This is a genomic window from Sphingomonas pseudosanguinis, assembly GCF_052056765.1.
In the GTDB taxonomy this organism is placed as follows: Bacteria; Pseudomonadota; Alphaproteobacteria; order Sphingomonadales; family Sphingomonadaceae; genus Sphingomonas; species Sphingomonas pseudosanguinis.
In genome coordinates, this window is the sequence record NZ_CP189888.1 from 2,744,509 (window position 1) to 2,763,561 (window position 19,053).

General features: G+C 65.8%; 12 protein-coding genes. 4 read left to right on the forward strand and 8 right to left on the reverse strand.

The window, feature by feature from the left end; genetic code table 11:
- Positions 1-275: 275 nt before the first annotated feature.
- The 3 genes from ACQHGV_RS12500 to ACQHGV_RS12510 all read right to left on the reverse strand — a co-directional run bounded on the left by ACQHGV_RS12500 (position 276) and on the right by ACQHGV_RS12510 (position 3,571).
- Complete coding sequence (locus ACQHGV_RS12500; RefSeq protein ID WP_440978421.1) at positions 276-1,289, reverse strand: anion permease; 1,014 nt, start codon at positions 1,287-1,289, stop codon at positions 276-278.
- Between the two features lie 10 nt (positions 1,290-1,299).
- On the reverse strand, positions 1,300-1,944 hold the full coding sequence (locus ACQHGV_RS12505) for a DUF47 domain-containing protein (RefSeq protein ID WP_440978422.1): 645 nt from the start codon (positions 1,942-1,944) through the stop codon (positions 1,300-1,302).
- 178 nt (positions 1,945-2,122) lie between these two features.
- Positions 2,123-3,571 carry a short-chain fatty acid transporter gene (locus ACQHGV_RS12510; RefSeq protein WP_440978423.1) on the reverse strand — a complete coding sequence of 483 codons (1,449 nt, stop codon included), beginning with the start codon at positions 3,569-3,571 and terminating at the stop codon, positions 2,123-2,125.
- Positions 3,572-3,804: 233 nt separating this feature from the next.
- Here ACQHGV_RS12510 and ACQHGV_RS12515 point away from each other — a divergent pair, with 233 nt between their 5' ends.
- A complete protein-coding gene (locus ACQHGV_RS12515; RefSeq protein WP_440978424.1) occupies positions 3,805-6,129 on the forward strand; it encodes a TonB-dependent receptor in 2,325 nt (774 codons plus the stop codon).
- A 484-nt stretch (positions 6,130-6,613) separates the two neighbouring features.
- On the opposite strand, the gene ACQHGV_RS12520 is transcribed toward ACQHGV_RS12515, so the two are convergent.
- From ACQHGV_RS12520 to ACQHGV_RS12530, 3 genes are all read right to left on the reverse strand, one after another.
- Positions 6,614-7,318 (reverse strand): HPP family protein, encoded by a 705-nt coding sequence (locus tag ACQHGV_RS12520; protein ID WP_440978425.1) that lies wholly within the window; start codon positions 7,316-7,318, stop codon positions 6,614-6,616.
- A 187-nt stretch (positions 7,319-7,505) separates the two neighbouring features.
- Positions 7,506-8,597 carry a lactonase family protein gene (locus ACQHGV_RS12525; protein WP_440978426.1) on the reverse strand — a complete coding sequence of 364 codons (1,092 nt, stop codon included), beginning with the start codon at positions 8,595-8,597 and terminating at the stop codon, positions 7,506-7,508.
- Positions 8,598-8,689: 92 nt separating this feature from the next.
- Positions 8,690-11,170: an alkaline phosphatase PhoX gene (locus tag ACQHGV_RS12530; protein ID WP_440978427.1), complete on the reverse strand. Its 2,481-nt coding sequence runs from the start codon at positions 11,168-11,170 to the stop codon at positions 8,690-8,692.
- Between the two features lie 441 nt (positions 11,171-11,611).
- Between ACQHGV_RS12530 and rplJ the strand changes: the two genes are divergently transcribed.
- From rplJ to ACQHGV_RS12545, 3 genes are all read left to right on the forward strand, one after another.
- Complete coding sequence (rplJ, locus tag ACQHGV_RS12535; protein ID WP_312488366.1) at positions 11,612-12,133, forward strand: 50S ribosomal protein L10; 522 nt, start codon at positions 11,612-11,614, stop codon at positions 12,131-12,133.
- A gap of 70 nt (positions 12,134-12,203) precedes the next feature.
- Positions 12,204-12,578 carry a 50S ribosomal protein L7/L12 gene (rplL, locus tag ACQHGV_RS12540; protein WP_007403895.1) on the forward strand — a complete coding sequence of 125 codons (375 nt, stop codon included), beginning with the start codon at positions 12,204-12,206 and terminating at the stop codon, positions 12,576-12,578.
- A gap of 183 nt (positions 12,579-12,761) precedes the next feature.
- Complete coding sequence (locus tag ACQHGV_RS12545; RefSeq protein ID WP_440978428.1) at positions 12,762-13,202, forward strand: nuclear transport factor 2 family protein; 441 nt, start codon at positions 12,762-12,764, stop codon at positions 13,200-13,202.
- A 1,105-nt stretch (positions 13,203-14,307) separates the two neighbouring features.
- Here the strand turns inward: ACQHGV_RS12545 and ACQHGV_RS12550 are convergent.
- On the reverse strand, positions 14,308-14,487 hold the full coding sequence (locus ACQHGV_RS12550; protein ID WP_440978429.1) for a hypothetical protein: 180 nt from the start codon (positions 14,485-14,487) through the stop codon (positions 14,308-14,310).
- Between the two features lie 269 nt (positions 14,488-14,756).
- Entirely contained in the window at positions 14,757-19,043 is a 4,287-nt protein-coding gene (rpoC, locus tag ACQHGV_RS12555) for a DNA-directed RNA polymerase subunit beta' (RefSeq protein WP_440978430.1), read from the reverse strand.
- Positions 19,044-19,053: the final 10 nt, after the last annotated feature.

A 19,053-nucleotide genomic window follows, 5' to 3' on the forward strand; every position in this document is an offset into this window, starting at 1 on the left:
ATGAAGGGGGTGGGGCAACCCATCCCCTACAGCCGTTCAGCCTGAGCGCAGTCGAAGCCCGCCCATTCCTCCCCTGTAAGGGGAGGTGGCAGGCCGCAGGCCTGACGGAGGGGTGTCCCGCTCGGCGAGTGCGGACCTCACTCACAACGGGTAACACCCCTCCACCAGCTTCGCTGGTCCCCCTCCCCTTACAGGGGAGGAAGGGTTTTTGACTGCGCTCAGGCTGAATGGATGTTGGGTATGAGAAAAAGGGGAGGCCCTCGCCTCCCCCGTCATCAGAACAACCGGGTCAGCAGGTAGAACCCCGCCCCCATCACCGCGGAGGCGGGGATGGTGATGATCCAGGCGATCACCACATTGCCCGCCACGCCCCAGCGCACCGCCGAGGCCCGCCTGGCCACGCCCGCACCGATGATCGAGCCGGTGATAGTATGCGTCGTCGACACCGGGATACCCATGGCCGAGGCCAGGAAGATCACGATCGACCCGGCCGTCGAGGCGCTGAAGCCCTGATGCTGCGAAAGCTTGGTGATGCGGGTGCCCATCGTCTCGATGATGCGCCAGCCGCCGGTCATCGTGCCCAGCGCGATCGCGATATAGCAGGAGATGGCGACCCAGTGCGGCACCTCGAACGGTCCGGTCAGGCGGCCGGTCGAATAGAGGAGGACGGTGATGATCCCCATCGTCTTCTGCGCGTCGTTCAGGCCGTGGCTGAGCGAATAGGCCGCCGAGGAGACGAGGTGCATCGCGCGAAAGCTGCGCTCCGCCTGCCCCGCCGTCGACCGGCGCATCGCCCAGCTGCTGAGCAGCATGACCAGCATCGCCAGCACCATGCCCAGCATCGGCGACAGGACGATGGCGATCAGCGTCTTGTTGAGGCCCGCCCACTTCACCGCGTCCATGCCGGCATGGGCGACGCCCGCGCCGACCAGCCCGCCGACCAGCGCATGGCTGGAGGACGAGGGGATGCCGCGCAGCCAGGTGATGACGTTCCACGCCATCGCCCCGCCCAGCGCGCCGAAGATGACGGCGGGCGTGACGATGCTCTTGTCGATCAGGCCCTTGCCGATCGTCTCGGCCACCGCATGCAGGCTGGGGAAGGCGACGGTCAGGAAATAGGCCGCGAAGTTGAAGAAGGCGGCGAACACCACCGCCGCGACCGGCGACAACAGCCGCGTCGCCACCACGGTCGCGATCGAATTGGCCGCGTCGTGCAGGCCGTTGAGATAATCGAACGCCAGCGCGACCAGGATCAGGCCGACCAGCAGGGGAGTGGCAAGTTCGTGCATGGCCGCCGCCTCAGGCGTGATCGATGACGATGCCGTCGATCTCGTCGGCGACATCCTCGAACGCGTCGAGGATGCGCTCCAGATGCTTGTAGACTTCCTTCTCGATCACGAAGCGCAGCGTGTCGCGCTCGCCGCATTCGTCCAGCGTGCGCCGCAGGCCCGCCGCATGGATGTCGTCCGCGCGACCCTCCAGGCGGACCAGTTCCTCGGTCAGGGCGTGCAGCCGGTCGCCGTTGCGCGCGACGTCGCGCATCAGCGGCATCGCCTCGACGGTCAGGCGGGCCGCCTCGACCGCGACGGTGGCCATCTCGCGCATTTCGGGGGCGAAGCGGGTCAGCCGATACAGGCCGATCGCGGTGGCGGCGGCGTGCATCTCGTCGATCGTGTCGTCGAGCGAGCCGATCAGCGAGGTGATCGAGGCGCGGTCGAACGGCGTCAGGAAGGTCGAGCGGACCGAGGTCAGCACCTTGCGGGTGATCTCGTCCGCGTCATGCTCGCGCGCGGCGACGACGGCGATCTCGTCGGCGGTGTCACCCTGCGTGTCGAACAGCCGGACGGTGGCCTCGGCCCCCGCCAGGATCGTCGCGGCCTGCGCCTCGAACAGTTCGAAAAAATTGCCCGTCTTCGGCAGAAGGCGTTGAAACCAGGCGAACATCAGTCGGCAAACCCCGATAGTGATCCGATATCATACACGTCTTTGGCCCATGGCCTATCGGGCCACGGCGAAACGCCGGACCGTAACAGGGTCATGAACGGAAGATGGTACGAACGCCGCCCCCCTGACCAGCCGCAGGCACCACGTCAAGCAAAACTGGGTTACAACTATGTGACAGTCATCCGGTTCCGGGCATCATCGGCGGCTGATAGGGCAGCGTGAAGGACAGCGCCCAGAGCAGGAACAGCACCACCGGCAGGTGGACGATCAGCTGCAGGAAACTGAAGCCCACGATGTCGCGCGCCTTCAGCCCCAATATGCCCAGCAAGGGCAGCATCCAGAAGGGATTGATCAGGTTGGGCAACGCCTCGGACGCGTTGTAGATCTGCACCGCCCAGCCGAGATGGACCTGCAATTCGTTCGCCGCCTGCATCACATAGGGCGCCTCGAGCAGCCATTTGCCGCCGCCCGAGGGGATGAAGAAACCCAGGATCGCCGAATAGGCGCCCATGGTCAGCGGAAACGACCCTTGCGTATTGAGCGCGACGAAGGCCTGCGCGATCCGGTCGGCGACGCCCACCCCGGCGGCGTTGGTCGCGCCGGTCAGCATCGCGGCGATCGCGGCGTAGAAGGGATATTGGATCAGGATGCCCGCCGTCGCCGGCACCGAGCGTCCCAATGCGATCAGGAAGCGCTTGGGCCGCCAGTGCAGCACCAGCCCCGCCATCAGGAACAGGAAATTGTAGGTGTTGAGGTTGGAGATGGCGATCATCCAGTCCTGCCGCGCGAACTCCTGCACCAGCCAGCCCAGCGCCAACAGCCCGATGAGGATCGTGAGCAGCGGCGCATGTTCCAGCCATTCGCCCGGCTGGGTGCGCGGCGGCAGATCATCCGCTTCGCGCGCCGGGTCGATGCCCATGTCCTGCGCGGTGACAGCGGTGTCGCGACCGGGGGCGGAGGCGACCGCGATGATCGTCGACAGGAGGACCAGCACGCCGGCGATCAGCATCGACTGCCACAGGAAGATCGTCTGGCTGAACGGGATGACGCCGGTGATGGGCAGCAGCGCGGGCGGCAGGCTGACGGGATTGGCCTGAAGCTGCGCCGAAGAGGAGGACAGGCCCATCGCCCAGGTCGCGCCCAGCCCCAGATAGGCCGCCGCCCCCGCCGCGCGGTAATCCATCCGCAACTCGGTCCGCCGCGCGCAGGCCCGTGCCAACAGCCCGCCGAAGATCAGGCTTAATCCCCAGCTGAGCAGCGAGGAGACCATGGTCGCAAAGGCGATGAGGCCGATCGCGCCGCGCGCGCTGCCCGGCCGCTCGGCCAGCCAGTCGATCAAGCGTTGGACGGGCCGCGAGGTCGCGACGACATAGCCGCCGATCGTGACGAAGGCCATTTGCATGGTGAAGGGGATCAGCGTCCAGAAGCCATCGCCGAAGCTCTTGGCGACGGCGGGGGCCGAGGCGCCGTTGATCATCGCGGCGGCGGCCACGACCACCACTGCGATCGCGACGAAGACGAAGGCATCGGGAAACCAGCGCTCGGCCCAGCCGGTGAACCGCAATGCCAGCTGCGCCAGTGCCCCTTCGCCGCCCCTCGCTTCGCGCCCGGTTACCGCCTCCGCCATGCCATCCCCCGTCATTGCGCCGTCGAAACAGCCTTTCGGGCATCAATGCGGCAGGCCGCGTTGCGTTGCATGACGGTGCCGGCCGTCGAACCGCAAATTCCTTTGTAACTGTGCTCGCAGCGCATCACCTCTGTCACGTAAGCGCCATAATGCGCCTCTAACCGCCCGCCTCACCGGGAGAAATTGCAATCAGGCGGACGGCATCGACCGATCCGTCGAGCGTGGGGAACAAGATGAAGTCCGTTATCAAGACCGTGGCGCTGCTGGGCGCGGCGTGGGGAACGCTGGCGGCCGTGCCGGCGATCGCGCAGACCGCCGACCAGGGCACGACGACCAACGCCGCCGGCGAACAGGGCGACGAACAGGCCGGGCTGAACGACATCGTCGTCACCGCCGAGCGTCGTTCGGAAAGCCTGAACCGCGTGCCGGTGTCGGTCGGCGTCGTCGGCGGCCAGGACCTGCGCGCCTTCCAGCAGGGCGGCGAAGACATTCTCGCGCTGTCGGGCCGCGTCCCCGGCCTTTATGCCGAAACCACCACGGGCCGCATCTTCCCGCGCTTCTACATCCGTGGCCTGGGTAACATCGACTTCTATCTCGGCGCGTCGCAGCCGGTGTCGATCATCCAGGACGACGTCGTCCTCGAACATGTCGTGCTGAAATCGAACCCGGTGTTCGACGTCGATCAGGTCGAAGTGCTGCGCGGCCCGCAGGGCTCGCTCTTCGGTCGCAACACGACCGCCGGCATCATCAAGTTCGACACGATCAAGCCGAGCCAGGAGTTCAAGAGCCGCGCGACCGCCTCGATCGGCACCTACAACACGATCAGCATGGACGCGGGTGTCGGCGGCCCGCTGATCCGCGACGTGCTGGCCTTCCGCCTGTCGGCGCTGGTGCAGCACCGCGACAACTGGGTCGACAATGTCTATGCCGGCCCCAGCGCCGACGGCACGCTGACGCCCAAGAAGGACGCGATGGGCGGCTTCACCGAGCGCGACGTGCGCCTCCAGCTGCTGTTCACGCCGACCGAGACGCTGTCGTTCAACCTGGCCGGCCATGCCCGCTGGTATGACGGCACTTCGACGCTGTTCCATCGCGGGGCGTTGAAGAAGGGTTCGCGCGACGTGTCGGCCGAGCCCCGCGATCAGGTCGCGATCGACGAAGGGCGCGGCAATCCGCAGTCCTATGACACACAGGGCGCCTCGCTGCGCGCCGCCTGGGATCTGGGCGCGGCCGAGCTGACCTCGATCACCGCCTATGAAACCACCTCGGGCTTCAGCAAGGGCGACACCGATGGCGGCGCGGCGACCAACTTCCCGGTGAACGGCCAGCCCAACGGCTATGGCCTCAGCCAGGGGCAGGTCCGTGATCTCGACCAGTGGACGCAGGAAGTCCGCCTGGCCTCGACCTCGGACGGTCCGTTCAAGTGGCAGTTCGGCGGCATCTATTTCGACAGCCGCGACATCACCGACTTCTACCAGCGCGCGTTCCTGATCGGTGCGAACCCGAACAACTGGGTCCGCCTGCACAACGTCAACACGTCCTGGGGCCTGTTCGGTCAAGTCAGCTATCAGGCGACCGATCGCCTGCTGCTGACCGCCGGTGGCCGCGTCAGCGAGGATACCAAGCGTACCCAGCTGCTGCGCACCGCCGACAGCGCCGCCGGCGTGTCGACCTATCGCGGTCGCCGCGACGTGCGCCTGTCCGACACCAAGCCCAGCTGGGACCTGTCGGCGCTGTATGAAGTCACCCCCGAACTGAACGTCTATGTCCGCGCAGCCGAAGGCTTCCGTGGCCCGACGATCCAGGGCCGCTCGGCGGTGTTCAACTCCGACTTCACCACCGCCGGTTCGGAAACCAACCTGTCGTTCGAGACCGGCTTCAAGTCGAAGCTGTTCGACAACACGCTGCGCCTGAACGCCGCTGCCTTCGCCTACCGCGTGAAGGGCATCCAGCTGAACGGCAACGATTCGGACGGCAATGGCGTGCTGTTCAACGCCGACAAGGCGGTCGCCTATGGCATGGAAGCCGATGCGCAGTGGCTGCCCGTGCGCAACCTGGCGCTGTCGGCGGGCCTCAGCCTGCTGCACTCCGAGATTCGCGACAAGCGCGTCTTCGCTCAGACCTGCGGCCTGAACGGGGTGCAGGTGTGCACCGTGCTCGACCCGTTCGTCACCCGCCGCGTGTTCGGCGCGAACGCCTATTTCGCACAGATCAACGGCAACCCGCTGCCCAACGCGCCCGAGTACAACCTGAACCTGGCGGCCAAGTACGACATGCCGCTGGCCAATGGCGGCAAGGCGTTCATCAGCACCGACTGGAACCTGCAGGGCTATACGAACTTCGTCCTCTACCGGACCAAGGAGTTCACTTCGAACGGCAATTTCGAGGGCGGCCTGAGCATCGGCTACACCGCGCCGCATGACGACTGGAGCCTGTCGGTCTTCGCGCGCAACATCACGAACGAGAAGAACCTGAAGGGCGTCATCGAAAACTATATGGCGGCCGTGTTCAACGAACCGCGCATCATCGGCATTTCGTTCAGCGGCAAGTATCGCTGATCGGTGTGACCGGTTGATCGGAGAAGGCCCGTCCCTCACCTCGAGGGACGGGCCCTTTTTCGTCGGACGGCAAACGCCCCGCTCACTCGTTCAGCCCGAGCGAAGTCGAAGGCCAAGCGCGAACATCCGCCAAGCCGCGCGGTCGGGGCGTGCGCTTCGACTGCGCTCAGCGTGAACGGCGGTTGGGGCATTGCCCACACCCCCGCCCCGTTCAGCCTGAGCGAAGTCGAAGGCCACGCCCAAACACCCGCCAAGCCGCTTGGTCGGAGCGTGCGCTTCGACTGCGCTCAGCGTGAACGGCGGTTGATCCATTGCCCATCCCCCCGCCCCGTTCAGCCTGAGCGCAGTCGAAGGCCAAGGGCAAACATCCGCCAAGCCGCCCGTTCGAGGCGTGCGCTTCGACTTCGCTCAGCGCGAACGGCGGTTGATCCGTCGCCCACACCCCCCGCCCCGTTCAGCCTGAGCGCAGTCGAAGGCCACGCCCCTACCCCCGCCGCAAAATCCGCAATCGCCCGGACGCCACCGGTGCAGCCCGCGCCCGCGCATGGCGCTCGGCATGGGCGAGCAGCGTGTCCAGGTCCTCGCGCGCGATGTCGAAGCTCTCGTGCATGTCCGCCAGTGCCGCATCGACATCCTCCGGGCGGATGCGCGAGGCGTCGATGCCCGGCGGCGCGACGGCCGGCTCGTGCGGATAGCTGCGCCCCGTCGCGCGGTGGAAGAACATGCCCAGCGCCACCAGCGCAATCGAGTTGATCGCCACCGGCGCGAAGGCGAAGGCAAAGCCCGCCGCATGGATGCCCTGGCTGCCGATCACGGCGGTCAGCGCCGCCGCCCCGCCCGGCGGATGCAGGCAGCGGCACAGCGACATGACCAGGATCGCGCCCCCGACCGCGCAGCCTGCCGCCAGCGGCAATGACGGGATCGCCTGAAACATCGCCACCCCGACCAAGGTCGAGAGGACATTGCCGCCGACCACCGACCAGGGCTGGGCGAGCGGACTGGCGGGCACTGCGAAGACCAGCACCGCCGAGGCGCCCAGCGGCGCGACGATGATCGGCAGGTCGGGGCCGAGCGGCGGCAATCCGCCACAGACGATGATGGTCAGGGCGATACCGATCACCGCGCCGATACAGGCGATCAGGCGGCCCGACAGCGTCGCGCCGGCGAGCAGGGGTTGGAAGAAGCGCATGGATATTCAGACCAAGGAAAGGAGTGGAGCACGTCTAACCCGATCCGGCCCAAGCCCGCCATCAGCAAAGCCTCGGCACCTCATAACCTGTGCTTAACATCCGTCATTGCGAGCGGAGCGAAGCAATCCAGGGCGTCTCGCCAAGACTCTGGATTGCTTCGCTCCGCTCGCAATGACGGATGGGCGATCAGACCTCCGCCAGGAACACGACGCCCGGAATGGCGACGCTCTGCCCCGTCGCGGTCAGCCGGCCATCGCGGCCGATCCGGAAGGCGTTGACCGTGCCCGACCGCTCATTGGCGACCAGCAGCTCGGCCCGTCCCTCGCGCAGCAGGAAGAAGCGTGGCCAGTCGCCGCCGGTGGGCACATGCTGCACCGCCTTGGGCTGTCCCTTCGCATCCAGTGCGAAGACGGTGATGCTGTTGGCACCGCGATTGGAGACATAAAGCGTCCGCCCCGCGCGATCGATCGCGATATGCGCGGCATAGGACGGCCCCGTCGCCCCCTCGGGCAGCAGCGGCCGCTCGCCTACGTCACGGAAACGGCCATCGGGCAGCGCATCGAGCACGAACAGGCGTGGTTCCAGTTCGCACGCGACATAGGCGCGCGCCAGCGTCGGATGGCGGACCATATGGCGCGGCCCGACCCCGGCGGGGGCGTGCCACGCGATCACCGGCTCGGCCAGCGTGCGCGCGACCGGATCGAAGCGATAGGCGAAGATCGCATCCGCCCCCAGATCGACCGCGTGCAGCCAGCGGCGGTCGGGGCTGAACCCGACCCAATGCGCATGCGGCCCGGCCTGACGCTCGGCGTTGGGGCCGCTCCCCCGATGCTGGAACAGACGCGGTTCGCCCGGCGCACCGGTCCGCCGGTCGAGCTGATAGAAGGCGACCGAGCCGCTGGAATAATTGGCGACCGCCAGACAAGCCGAGGATCGGTCGAGCGCGACATGACACGGGTCCTTGCCGCCGGTCGACGCGTCGCCGCGCACGCGCCAGCCCGGACCATAAGCGGTGACATGCCCGTCCGCCTGTTCGCGCAGGACATAAAAGGCGCCGCCCGGCCCGTTGCCGACGCCGTAAGAGGCATTGACGATGCCCGTCACCGGCGCGCCGACCCGCCCGTCGACGATCGGATACAGCCCCTTGCCACCCTCATTGGCATAGGTGCCGGCGATCAGCCGGTTCGCGCCCGGCGCGCGTGCCAGCGCGGGCCCGACCGCCGTTCCCAGCCCGAGCACCGCCGCACCCGCCATCACTTCACGCCGTGTCGTCGCCATGCCGTCCCCTTTCGTCACGGCCTTTCAACGACAAAGGGGCCGGGAAGGCAATCACCTTCCCGGCCCCCAGCGTCGACGATGCGGTCAGCCGATCAGATCGCGACCACGCCGCCGTCATTCTTGGTGATGACGATGGTGGCCGAGCGCGGACGCACCGTCGCCGCCGCGCTGCCCGACTGGCTGTCGGGCCAGTTGCTGGTCGGCGCCGACGGGTTGGTCGCGCCTTCACCCGGATGCTGGATGTTGACGAACACCGAAGTGCCGTCCGGCGTCGAGTGGATGCCGGTGATCTCGCACTGTTTCGGCCCCACCAGGAAGCGCTTCAGCGTGACGCCGGGCGCCTTGCCGATACGGGTGGTGACGGTGGCAGAGGCCCCGCCCGCGCTGCTCGTCACCGAGCGCGTGCCGCCATCGCCGACCCGGCCGGGGATCGCGGCCAGCATCATGCAGTTGGTGACGTCGGTGAACGCGCCGTCGTCGGTCTGAATCCACATCACCGGCGTTGCCTGCCCCGCGACATTGCTCGGCAGGCTGAACCACAGGCCGTCGGGCGAGGAGAAGTCGTTGGTCGCGTCCAGACCCGACAGGTTGATGTTGGTCGGATCGAGGTCCGCGCCCGCCCCGAAGACGTACACGTCCCAGGCGAAGCTGGTCGCCTCGGTCGTGTCGTTCGTCTCGCGGATGCGGACGATATGACCGTTGCGGTTGCCGACCGAGGTCGAGGGCGGATCGACATAGGCGCGCGGGTTGGCGGCATCGACGGCGGTGTTGCTGCCCGACGCGACCGGCTTGCGCGAGGCATTGTTGGTCAGCGTGCAATACATCTCGCCGGTCGCCGGATTGACCGCGGTCCATTCGGGCCGGTCCATCTTGGTCGCGCCCAGCGCATCGCCCGCCAGACGCGTGTTGATCAGGACATCGGCCTGGTCGGCGAAGGGATAGATGCTGTTCGACGCGTTCAGCCCGTTCTGCCCGAACACCAGCGGCAGCCACTGGCCGGTGCCGTCCGCATTGAACTTGGCGACATAGAGCGTGCCGTTGTCGAGATATTTGTCGCCCACCGCCAGACGGTCGGTGGCGCTGGCGTCCGAGGCGTTCCACGGCGTCGCCGACACGAACTTGTAGATATATTCGTTCTGCGCGTCGTCGCCCATGTAGAAGGCGGGGCGGACACCCGCGATCATCCGACCGCTCTGGCAGCCTTCGTGATTCATACGGCCCAGCGCGGTACGCTTGCGCGGGGTCGATGCCGGGTTGAACGGATCGATCTCGACCACCCAGCCGAACTGGAACGGCTCGTTGCGGAAATCCGCCGTGCCGTCGGCGGCCAGCGCGGCATTGGCGGTCGCGTTCCAGCGGCGATAGATAGTGCTCGACGCGTCGGACGGCGTCACCGTGGCCCAGTTGTAATTGCCGCCCCGCCCTTCGCCGATACCATAGCGGGCGAGCGACACATTCTGCTTGGGCGTCGTCGCGGTGCGCACCGCCGCGTCACCGCTGCTGCGGCGGAAATAGCCCGCCCAATTCTCTTCGTTGGTCAGGTACGTGTTCCACGCCATGGTGCCGTTGGCGCAGTTGTTGATCGTACCGCGACCCATGCTGCCATCGGTCGAATAGGCGGTCTTCAGCCACGCCGCGTTCTTGACCGGACCGCTGAACGCCATCGGCGTGTTGGGGGTGATGCGGCGGTTGAGCACCGATGCCTGGACATAGCGCCACGCGCCATTGGTGCGCGTCACCTCGATCACCGAGACGCCGTGGCACTCGATCTCCTTGATCGCCTCGCTCTCGGGGCGCGGGGCGGGCGTCTGGCCGTTGACGTGGAGATACTGCTCGCTGATATTCTCATGGTTGAGAACCAGCAGGCCGCGCGTGCTGTTGTTCGGATCGGGATTGCTGCCCGACGCGGCGAGGCCGAAATAGCTCATGCCGTCATGATGGTCGCCGGCGCGCTGCGCGAAGTTGGTGTCGGTGCCGTTGTTCGCATAGGCCGCGACGCCCGAGGCGATCGGATCGCCCAGGCGATAGAGCACGCTGACGCTATAGCCCGCCGGCACCGTCACCACATCGGCCAGGCTGTGCGGCACGGCGGTGAAGTCGAGCGCGATCGGCGTGACGGTGACCGTCACCATGTTGTTGGTGACCGCGCCGTCGCGGCTGGTGATCTCCAGATTGAAGGCCAGTTGCGTCGCGGTCGCCACGGCGGGTGCGCGGAACGAGGCGACCAGGCTGTTGGCATTGGTCAACGTAACCGACGGCCCCGCCGTCTGGGTCCAGTTGGTGTTGGCGACCTGCCCGGCGGAAACCGTGCCGGTCAGCGTGACGGGGCGGCCGGCGGCGACGCTGGCGGTGCTGCCCGAGGCGCTGGCGGTGACGGTCTGCGGCGTCTCGTCGTCGCAACCGGCCAGCAGCGCGCCGCCGAACAGCGCGGTGGTCATCGCCGACACGCCGTGACGCAGCGTCTGGCGGCGCGACAGGCGGGTGGCGATCAGGTCGCTCATATGGGTGTTGGCGGAGCGATTGGTATCGATGTCGCCATCGTCATAGGCGACCAGGTTGTTGATATCCGACATGGAAAATCCCCCGGCACCGCCCCGGACACGGGCGCGGTCTCGGGCGAGCATGTGCCGTGCAACCAAGTCATATCGGCTTCATTTCCGCGTCACGTCGATGACGTCGAAATGACTTTCCCATGACATAGGAGTCATGCGTCGGCACCGCTTGACTCGTCTGCGGGATCATGGCAATGGCCCGCCCGCATCCGTTGGGTTCGCTCACACGGATTCCGTCCAAGACAGCAGGTGCCGGGGAATATGCCCTGGCTTAATCTCCTGCCGAGACGGGGAAAAGGATTTTGCCGGTCGTGCCGCTTGCTGGTCCCGCCCGGTCTGCCCCGCGTTTCCATACGCGTCGGTTGCCCATTCCCCATCGCTGGACACCCCGAGGGGTGGTCACACCCCCCGGTCAAGCAACCGGGATGACCGTTCGCGGTCGTTCCAACCATGGAGAATGGCATGGATCGCGATCAAAAGACCCAGGCCGTCGCCGAGCTGAACAGCAACTTCAACGAGGTTGGCGTGGTGGTCATCACCCGCAACCACGGCATGACCGTCGCCCAGTCGACGGCCCTGCGCACGAAGATGCGGGAAGCCGGCGCGACCTACAAGGTCTCGAAGAACCGGCTTGCCAAGATCGCAGCCCAGGGCACCGACTATGCCGGTGTCGCTGACATGCTGACGGGTCCCGTCGGCATCGCCAGCTCGATCGATCCCGTGGCCGCCGCCAAGGTGGCCGTGGACTTCGCCAAGACGACCGACAAGTTCGAGATCGTCGGCGGATCGATGGGTGCGAATGTCCTTGATGTCGCAGGCGTGCAGGCGCTGGCGACTCTGCCCTCGCTGGACGAGCTCCGGGCGAAGCTGGTCGGTCTCATCGTGGCGCCCGCCACGAAGCTGGCCACCATCACCCAGGCTCCCGCGGCGCAGATCGCCCGCGTCCTCGCGGCGTATGCCGACAAGGACAAGGAAGCCGCCTGATCTTCGGGCGAATACGATTTGAACTGACACACTCGGGCCAATTTACCCGGCCCGTATTGGAGATAAGAACATGGCAGACCTGAACGCGCTGGTTGACCAGCTGAGCGAGCTGACCGTCCTCGAGGCCGCTGAGCTCTCGAAGATGCTCGAAGAGAAGTGGGGCGTCTCGGCCGCCGCTGCTGTTGCCGCGGCTCCTGCTGCTGGCGGCGCCGCTGCTCCGGCCGCTGAAGAGAAGACCGAATTCGACGTGATCCTCACCGGCGACGGTGGCAAGAAGATCAACGTCATCAAGGAAGTCCGCGCGATCACCGGCCTGGGCCTGACCGAAGCCAAGGCGCTGGTCGAAGGCGCTCCGAAGCCCGTCAAGGAAGGCATTGCCAAGGACGAGGCCGAGAAGATCAAGAAGCAGCTCGAAGAAGCCGGCGCGACCGTCGAGCTCAAGTAATCGGACTGCGGCAGGGCAACCTTCCGCACCCGTTCGCTTGGCGAGCTAAAGAAAGGGCGGCCCCTTTGCGGGGGTCGCCCTTTTCTTTTGCGTCAGGCGCGCAGCCCCCTGATCTTGCGGCAAACCCGCTTGCGCCGACGCGCGATCTCGCGTGGAATGCGGGGCGAGACGCATAGGGGGAGCATGGCGATGAATTTTCTGATGGCAGGACTGGTATGGGTCGGCGCGGCAACCGCCCCCATGGCCGCCACCCAGGACGCACCCCTGCGTGCGCTGGTCGAGCGCTTCGAAGCAGCGCGGACCGGATTCGACCCGGCCGCGCTCGATCGGACGCTGGCGCCCGATTATGAAGAGATTTCGCCTATCGGCGACGTGGATATGCGCGACAAGGTGCTGGGCTATTACGCCCCGGAGGCCAGGCACCCCGCCCCGCCGATGGTCAGCACCGACATCGTCGTCCATGCCCAAGGCCCGGTGGGGATCGTGACCGCACGGCGCACGATCAGCCTGCCCAACGGCACGACCCGCTCGGTGCGCGTGCGCTATGTCGCCCGCAAGGCCCAGGGCGACTGGCGGCTGGTATCCACGCAATACACGCCGATACCGCCTGCCAAGGCACAGTGACCGAATGAACAATGGCCTCGCCCCGCCTTTCCCGCACCTGTCGGACAAGACGGAGATGATACCCTGGATCGATGCAGGCCCCTCCCCTTCAGGGGAGGGGTTGGGGTGGGGCCTGTCCACGAACGCCACGCTTACAGATACGCCCTACCCCCGCCCCCTCTCCTGAAGGGTATCGTTGCAAAACGCTTTACACGACCCCGGCGCACGCCGGCGCCCAGTCGGGTAAGCGCCGATCAGCGATGGAAAGCCTTCAACATCTGGACCCCGGCCTTCGCCGGGGTGGTGCGTAAAGAGCGAGAAAACGCCAATTTCGCAACGGTCCCCTGTAACGAGGGGTGGGTCCATCTCCTGTCACCCTGCTCAAGGGCTTATGCTTGACGGGCGATGGCAAGCGGATCGCCGGCCCGCTGAGCGAAGCGGCCGCCAAGGGCCAATCGACATTCACGCTCCCCTCTCCCCTGGATAGGGGAGAGGGTTAGCGGAGCTTGCCAGCGTGCTGGCTGGCGCAGCTTAGGTGAGGGGTTGAGCGGGCTCGCGCGCTCGCCGCGCGAGCGCCGCACCCCTCACCCAGCTCCGGCTAAGCCTTTGCTTTCGCAAAGACCGCGCCGCCTTCAATCCTGCCGTGCAAGGGGAAGGTGTGCGAGCTTTGGCATTCCCCGACACAGTAAGATGCTGCTTGGGGAGCACCGTGCCACTCGCACACATGCGGACTATGGTGGAGGGGTGTCTCCGGTCGTGAGGCAAGGCTGATCCCGCCAATGGGGACACCCCTCCGTCAGGCCTTGCGGCCTGCCACCTCCCCTTCCAGGGGAGGAATGTCGATCGGTTCTAGGCCTGTTGAAGGTGGGGCTCGTACGGGACCGGCACAGTCCCCATGAACCGACCCTTGGTTCCTCAGGCCAGGCTGGGCGTCGGGCTTCAGGGCAGCATCCCAGCAAGGATGCCCGGTGACGGTGACCGCCAGCGTGCCTGGACCGCCCGCCATATCCACGCCGTCACCCGACATTCGCCCAATCCAGGGAACCGACGGCCCCCAGATATGAAACAGGCGCCCGCAGGCGCCTGTCGACCGATGGTCCGAAAGCGGCTCGTCCCGCCCCGCGTCTTACTCCGCCGCCTCGATCACCGCGCCGTCGGCGGGCTGGCTGTACACGCGATCGAGATAGTGGTTGGCGATGATATAATGCGCTCGAACCGCTGCGGGGTGGGTCGCCTTCTGCGCCAGTTCCAGTTCCGTTTCAGCACGTTGGTAGAAATAATCTTCGTCAATCTCAGGCGACGTCATCTCAGGTCTCCAGGGTCCCCGCGCCGTGCCAATAACCCGCGCGGTTCGGGGATCTTCTCCAATATTTGTATATGGTTGGGAGGGGGTTTCGGTTCCCGTTACAAAGTCTTGCGCACCCTCCATTCGGCGCAAATCGGGGGTTTTCGTCGCGCCGGCCTCTCCGCCAGTCGCGCGCGCCCGTCAACGACAAAATGTACCGGTCTGGTTGCAAAAAAGCCGCCGTCCGGTTGCCCGGACGGCGGCCCTTTGATTCCAATCCGTTAGCCGGATCAGTCGTTCAGATACTCACCGGCATCCGCATCGGTGCCTTCGCCCGACGGCACGACCTCGGCCAGCGGATCGCTGCCCGTGCCCGCATCGTCACGCGGCGAACGGGCGTTTTCCGCCGCCCGCTGCTCGGCCGCGCTGACCGGCGCGACGATCGCCTCGGCCAGCTTGCGCTGCTGGGCGCGGAGCGCCGCGTCGCGGCTGGAGGCCGCCACGCGCAGACGGTTCATGCCCGCACCGGTACCCGCCGGGATCAGGCGGCCGACGATGACATTCTCCTTCAGGCCCATCAGCGTGTCCTGCTTGCCCTGGACCGCCGCCTCGGTGAGGACGCGGGTGGTCTCCTGGAACGACGCCGCCGAGATGAAGCTGCGGGTCTGCAAGCTCGCCTTGGTGATGCCGAGCAGGACCGGCTTGCCCTGCGCGCGGACCTGGTTCGCGTCGAGCTTGTCGTTGATCGCGTCCATTTCCTCGCGATCAACCTGCTCGCCCTTCAGCAGCGTGGTGTCGCCGCCGTCGGTGATCTCGACCTTTTGCAGCATCTGACGAACGATCGTCTCGATGTGCTTGTCGTTGATCTTCACGCCCTGGAGACGGTAAACTTCCTGGATTTCGCTGACCAGATATTCGGCCAGCGGCTCCACGCCCATCGTTTCCAGAATGTCGTGCGGATCGGGCGAACCGCCGATCAGGTTGTCGCCACGCTTGACGTAGTCACCTTCCTGAACGTCGATCACCTTCGACTTCGGCACCAGATACTCGACGACCTCGCCGCCATCCTCGGGCTGGATGCCGATCTTGCGCTTCGCCTTGTAATCCTTGCCGAACACGACTCTCCCTGAGACCTTGGCGATGATCGCCGAGTCCTTGGGAACACGCGCCTCGAACAGCTCGGCGACGCGCGGCAGACCGCCGGTGATGTCGCGGGTCTTGGCCGACTCGCGCGCGACACGGGCCAGAACGTCACCGCCCTGCACCTGCGCACCATCCTCGACCGAGAGCGTCGCACCCGGTGCCAGCATGTAGCGACCGGCCTCGCCCGAATTGTCGTCGAGCAGGGTCATGCGCGGACGCAGATCCTCCTTCGACTTGGTCGAGGCGCGGTACTCGGTGACGACGCGCTGGGCGATACCCGTGGCTTCGTCGACCTGCTCGGTCAGGGTCTTGCCCTCGATGAGGTCCTGGAACTTCACCGTACCGGGGTTTTCCGTGATCACCGGCATGGTGAACGGGTCCCACTCGGCCATGCGGTCGCCCTTCGACACGATGTGGCCATCGTCGAACAGCACGTACGCACCGTAAGGGATACGGTCGACCGACAGTTCGCGGCCGTCCATGTCGACGATCGCGATCTCACCCGAACGGCTCAGCACCACGCGGCGACCACGCTGGTCGACGATCAGGCGCAGGTCGCGGAACTGGACGGTGCCGTCCACGGCCGCTTCCAGGTTCGACTGCTCGTTCAGCTGCGCCGCGCCACCGATGTGGAAGGTACGCATGGTCAGCTGCGTACCCGGCTCACCGATCGACTGCGCCGCGATTACGCCGACCGCTTCGCCGATGTTCACCGGCGTACCGCGGGCGAGGTCACGGCCATAGCACTTACCGCAGACACCGACCTTCGATTCGCAGACCAGCGGGCTGCGGATCTTGACCGACTGGGTGTTCGCGGCCTCGATCTTCGCCACCATCGGCTCGTCGAGCAGGACGCCCGATGCGATGATGACTTCGCCGGTCTTGGCGTTGACGATGTCCTCGGCCGTGGTGCGGCCCAGGATACGCTCGCCGAGCGAGGCGATGGTCGAACCGCCCTGCACGATCGCCTTCATCTCGAGAGCGCGGGTCGTGCCGCAATCCTCTTCGATGATGACGCAGTCCTGGCTGACGTCCACCAGACGGCGGGTCAGGTAACCCGAGTTCGCCGTCTTCAGTGCCGTGTCGGCCAGGCCCTTACGCGCGCCGTGGGTCGAGTTGAAATATTCAAGAACGGTCAGACCTTCCTTGAAGTTCGAGATGATCGGCGTCTCGATGATCTCGCCCGACGGCTTGGCCATCAGGCCGCGCATACCCGCCAGCTGCTTGATCTGGGCGGGGCTACCACGGGCGCCCGAGTGGGCCATCATGTAGATCGAGTTGATCGGCTTCTCACGGCCTTCCATCGGGCCGTCCTCGTAATGACGGACCGCCTTGATCTCGTTCATCATCGAGTTCGCGACCTGGTCGCCGCAACGGCTCCAGGCGTCGATCACCTTGTTATACTTCTCCTGCTGCGTGATCAGGCCGTCCTGATACTGCTGCTCGAAGTCCTTCACCTGCTCGCGCGTCTCGTCGACCAGACGATCCTTGTCCGGCGCGATGATCATGTCGTCCTTGCCGAACGAGATGCCGGCGCGGAACGCGTGGCGGAAGCCCAGCGCCATGATCGCGTCGGCGAACAGGACGGTCTCCTTCTGGCCGGTGTGACGATACACCTCGTCGATCACCTCGCCGACGTCCTTCTTGGTCAGGACGCGGTTGACGATGTCGAAGGGCACCTTGTGGCTCTTCGGCAGCGTCTCGCCCAGCAGCATGCGGCCCGGGGTCGTCTCGAACCGCTTGAGATACTGGTTGCCCTGCTCGTCGGTCTGCGGAACGCGGCTGACGATCTTGGTGTGCAGCGTGACGGCACCGGCGAAGAGGGCCTGATGGACCTCCTCCATGTCCGCCAGCATCATGCCCTGACCCGGCTCGTTCTGCTTTTCGAGCGACAGGTAATAGAGACCCAGCACCATGTCCTGCGACGGCACGATGATCGGCTTGCCGTTGGCGGGCGACAGGATGTTGTTGGTCGACATCATCAGGACGCGCGCTTCCAGCTGCGCTTCGAGGCTCAGCGGGACGTGCACGGCCATCTGGTCGCCGTCGAAGTCGGCGTTGAACGCCGAGCAGACCAGCGGGTGAAGCTGGATCGCCTTACCCTCGATCAGCACCGGCTCGAACGCCTGGATGCCCAGACGGTGAAGCGTCGGCGCGCGGTTCAGCATGACCGGGTGCTCGCGGATCACCTCGTCCAGGATGTCCCAGACTTCCTTGCGCTCCTTCTCGACCCACTTCTTGGCCTGCTTCAGGGTCATCGACAGACCCTTGGCGTCCAGACGGGCGTAGATGAACGGCTTGAACAGCTCGAGCGCCATCTTCTTCGGCAGGCCGCACTGGTGCAGCTTGAGTTCCGGACCGGTCACGATGACCGAACGGCCCGAATAGTCGACGCGCTTGCCGAGCAGGTTCTGACGGAAGCGGCCCTGCTTGCCCTTCAGCATATCGGACAGCGACTTCAGCGGACGCTTGTTGGCACCCGTGATCGTGCGGCCGCGACGGCCATTGTCGAACAGTGCGTCGACCGCTTCCTGCAACATGCGCTTTTCGTTGCGGACGATGATGTCCGGCGCACGCAGCTCCATCAGGCGCTTCAGGCGGTTGTTGCGGTTGATGACGCGGCGATACAGGTCGTTCAGGTCCGAGGTCGCGAAACGACCACCATCCAGCGGCACCAGCGGGCGCAGCTCGGGCGGGATGACCGGGATCACTTCCAGGATCATCCATTCGGGACGGTTGCCCGATTCGATGAAGCTCTCGACGACCTTCAGGCGCTTGATGATCTTCTTGGGCTTCAGCTCCGACTTGGTCGTCGCCAGCTCTTCCAGAAGCTGCACGCGCTCGCCCTCGAGGTCGAGGCTTTCGAGCATGATGCGGACCGCTTCGGCACCGATGCCGGCCGAGAAGGCGTCCTCGCCATATTCATCCTGCGCGTCGAGCAGTTCGTCCTCGGTGAGAAGCTGATACTTCTCCAGCGGGGTCAGGCCCGGCTCGATGACGATATAGGCTTCGAAGTACAGCACGCGCTCGAGTTGCTTGAGCTGCATGTCGAGCAGCAGGCCGATGCGGCTGGGCAGCGACTTCAAGAACCAGATGTGAGCGACGGGGGCCGCCAGTTCGATATGGCCCATCCGCTCGCGGCGGACCTTCGACACCGTGACTTCGACACCGCACTTTTCGCAGACGATGCCCTTGTACTTCATGCGCTTGTACTTGCCGCACAAGCATTCGTAATCCTTGATCGGACCGAAGATGCGCGCGCAGAACAGGCCGTCACGTTCCGGCTTGAACGTACGGTAGTTGATCGTCTCGGGCTTCTTGATCTCGCCGAACGACCAGGAACGGATCTTGTCGGGCGACGCGATGCCGATCTGAATCTGGTCGAAGGTTTCCGGCTTGGCCACCGGATTGGCGAAGTTGGTCAGTTCGTTCATTTCGCTTTCC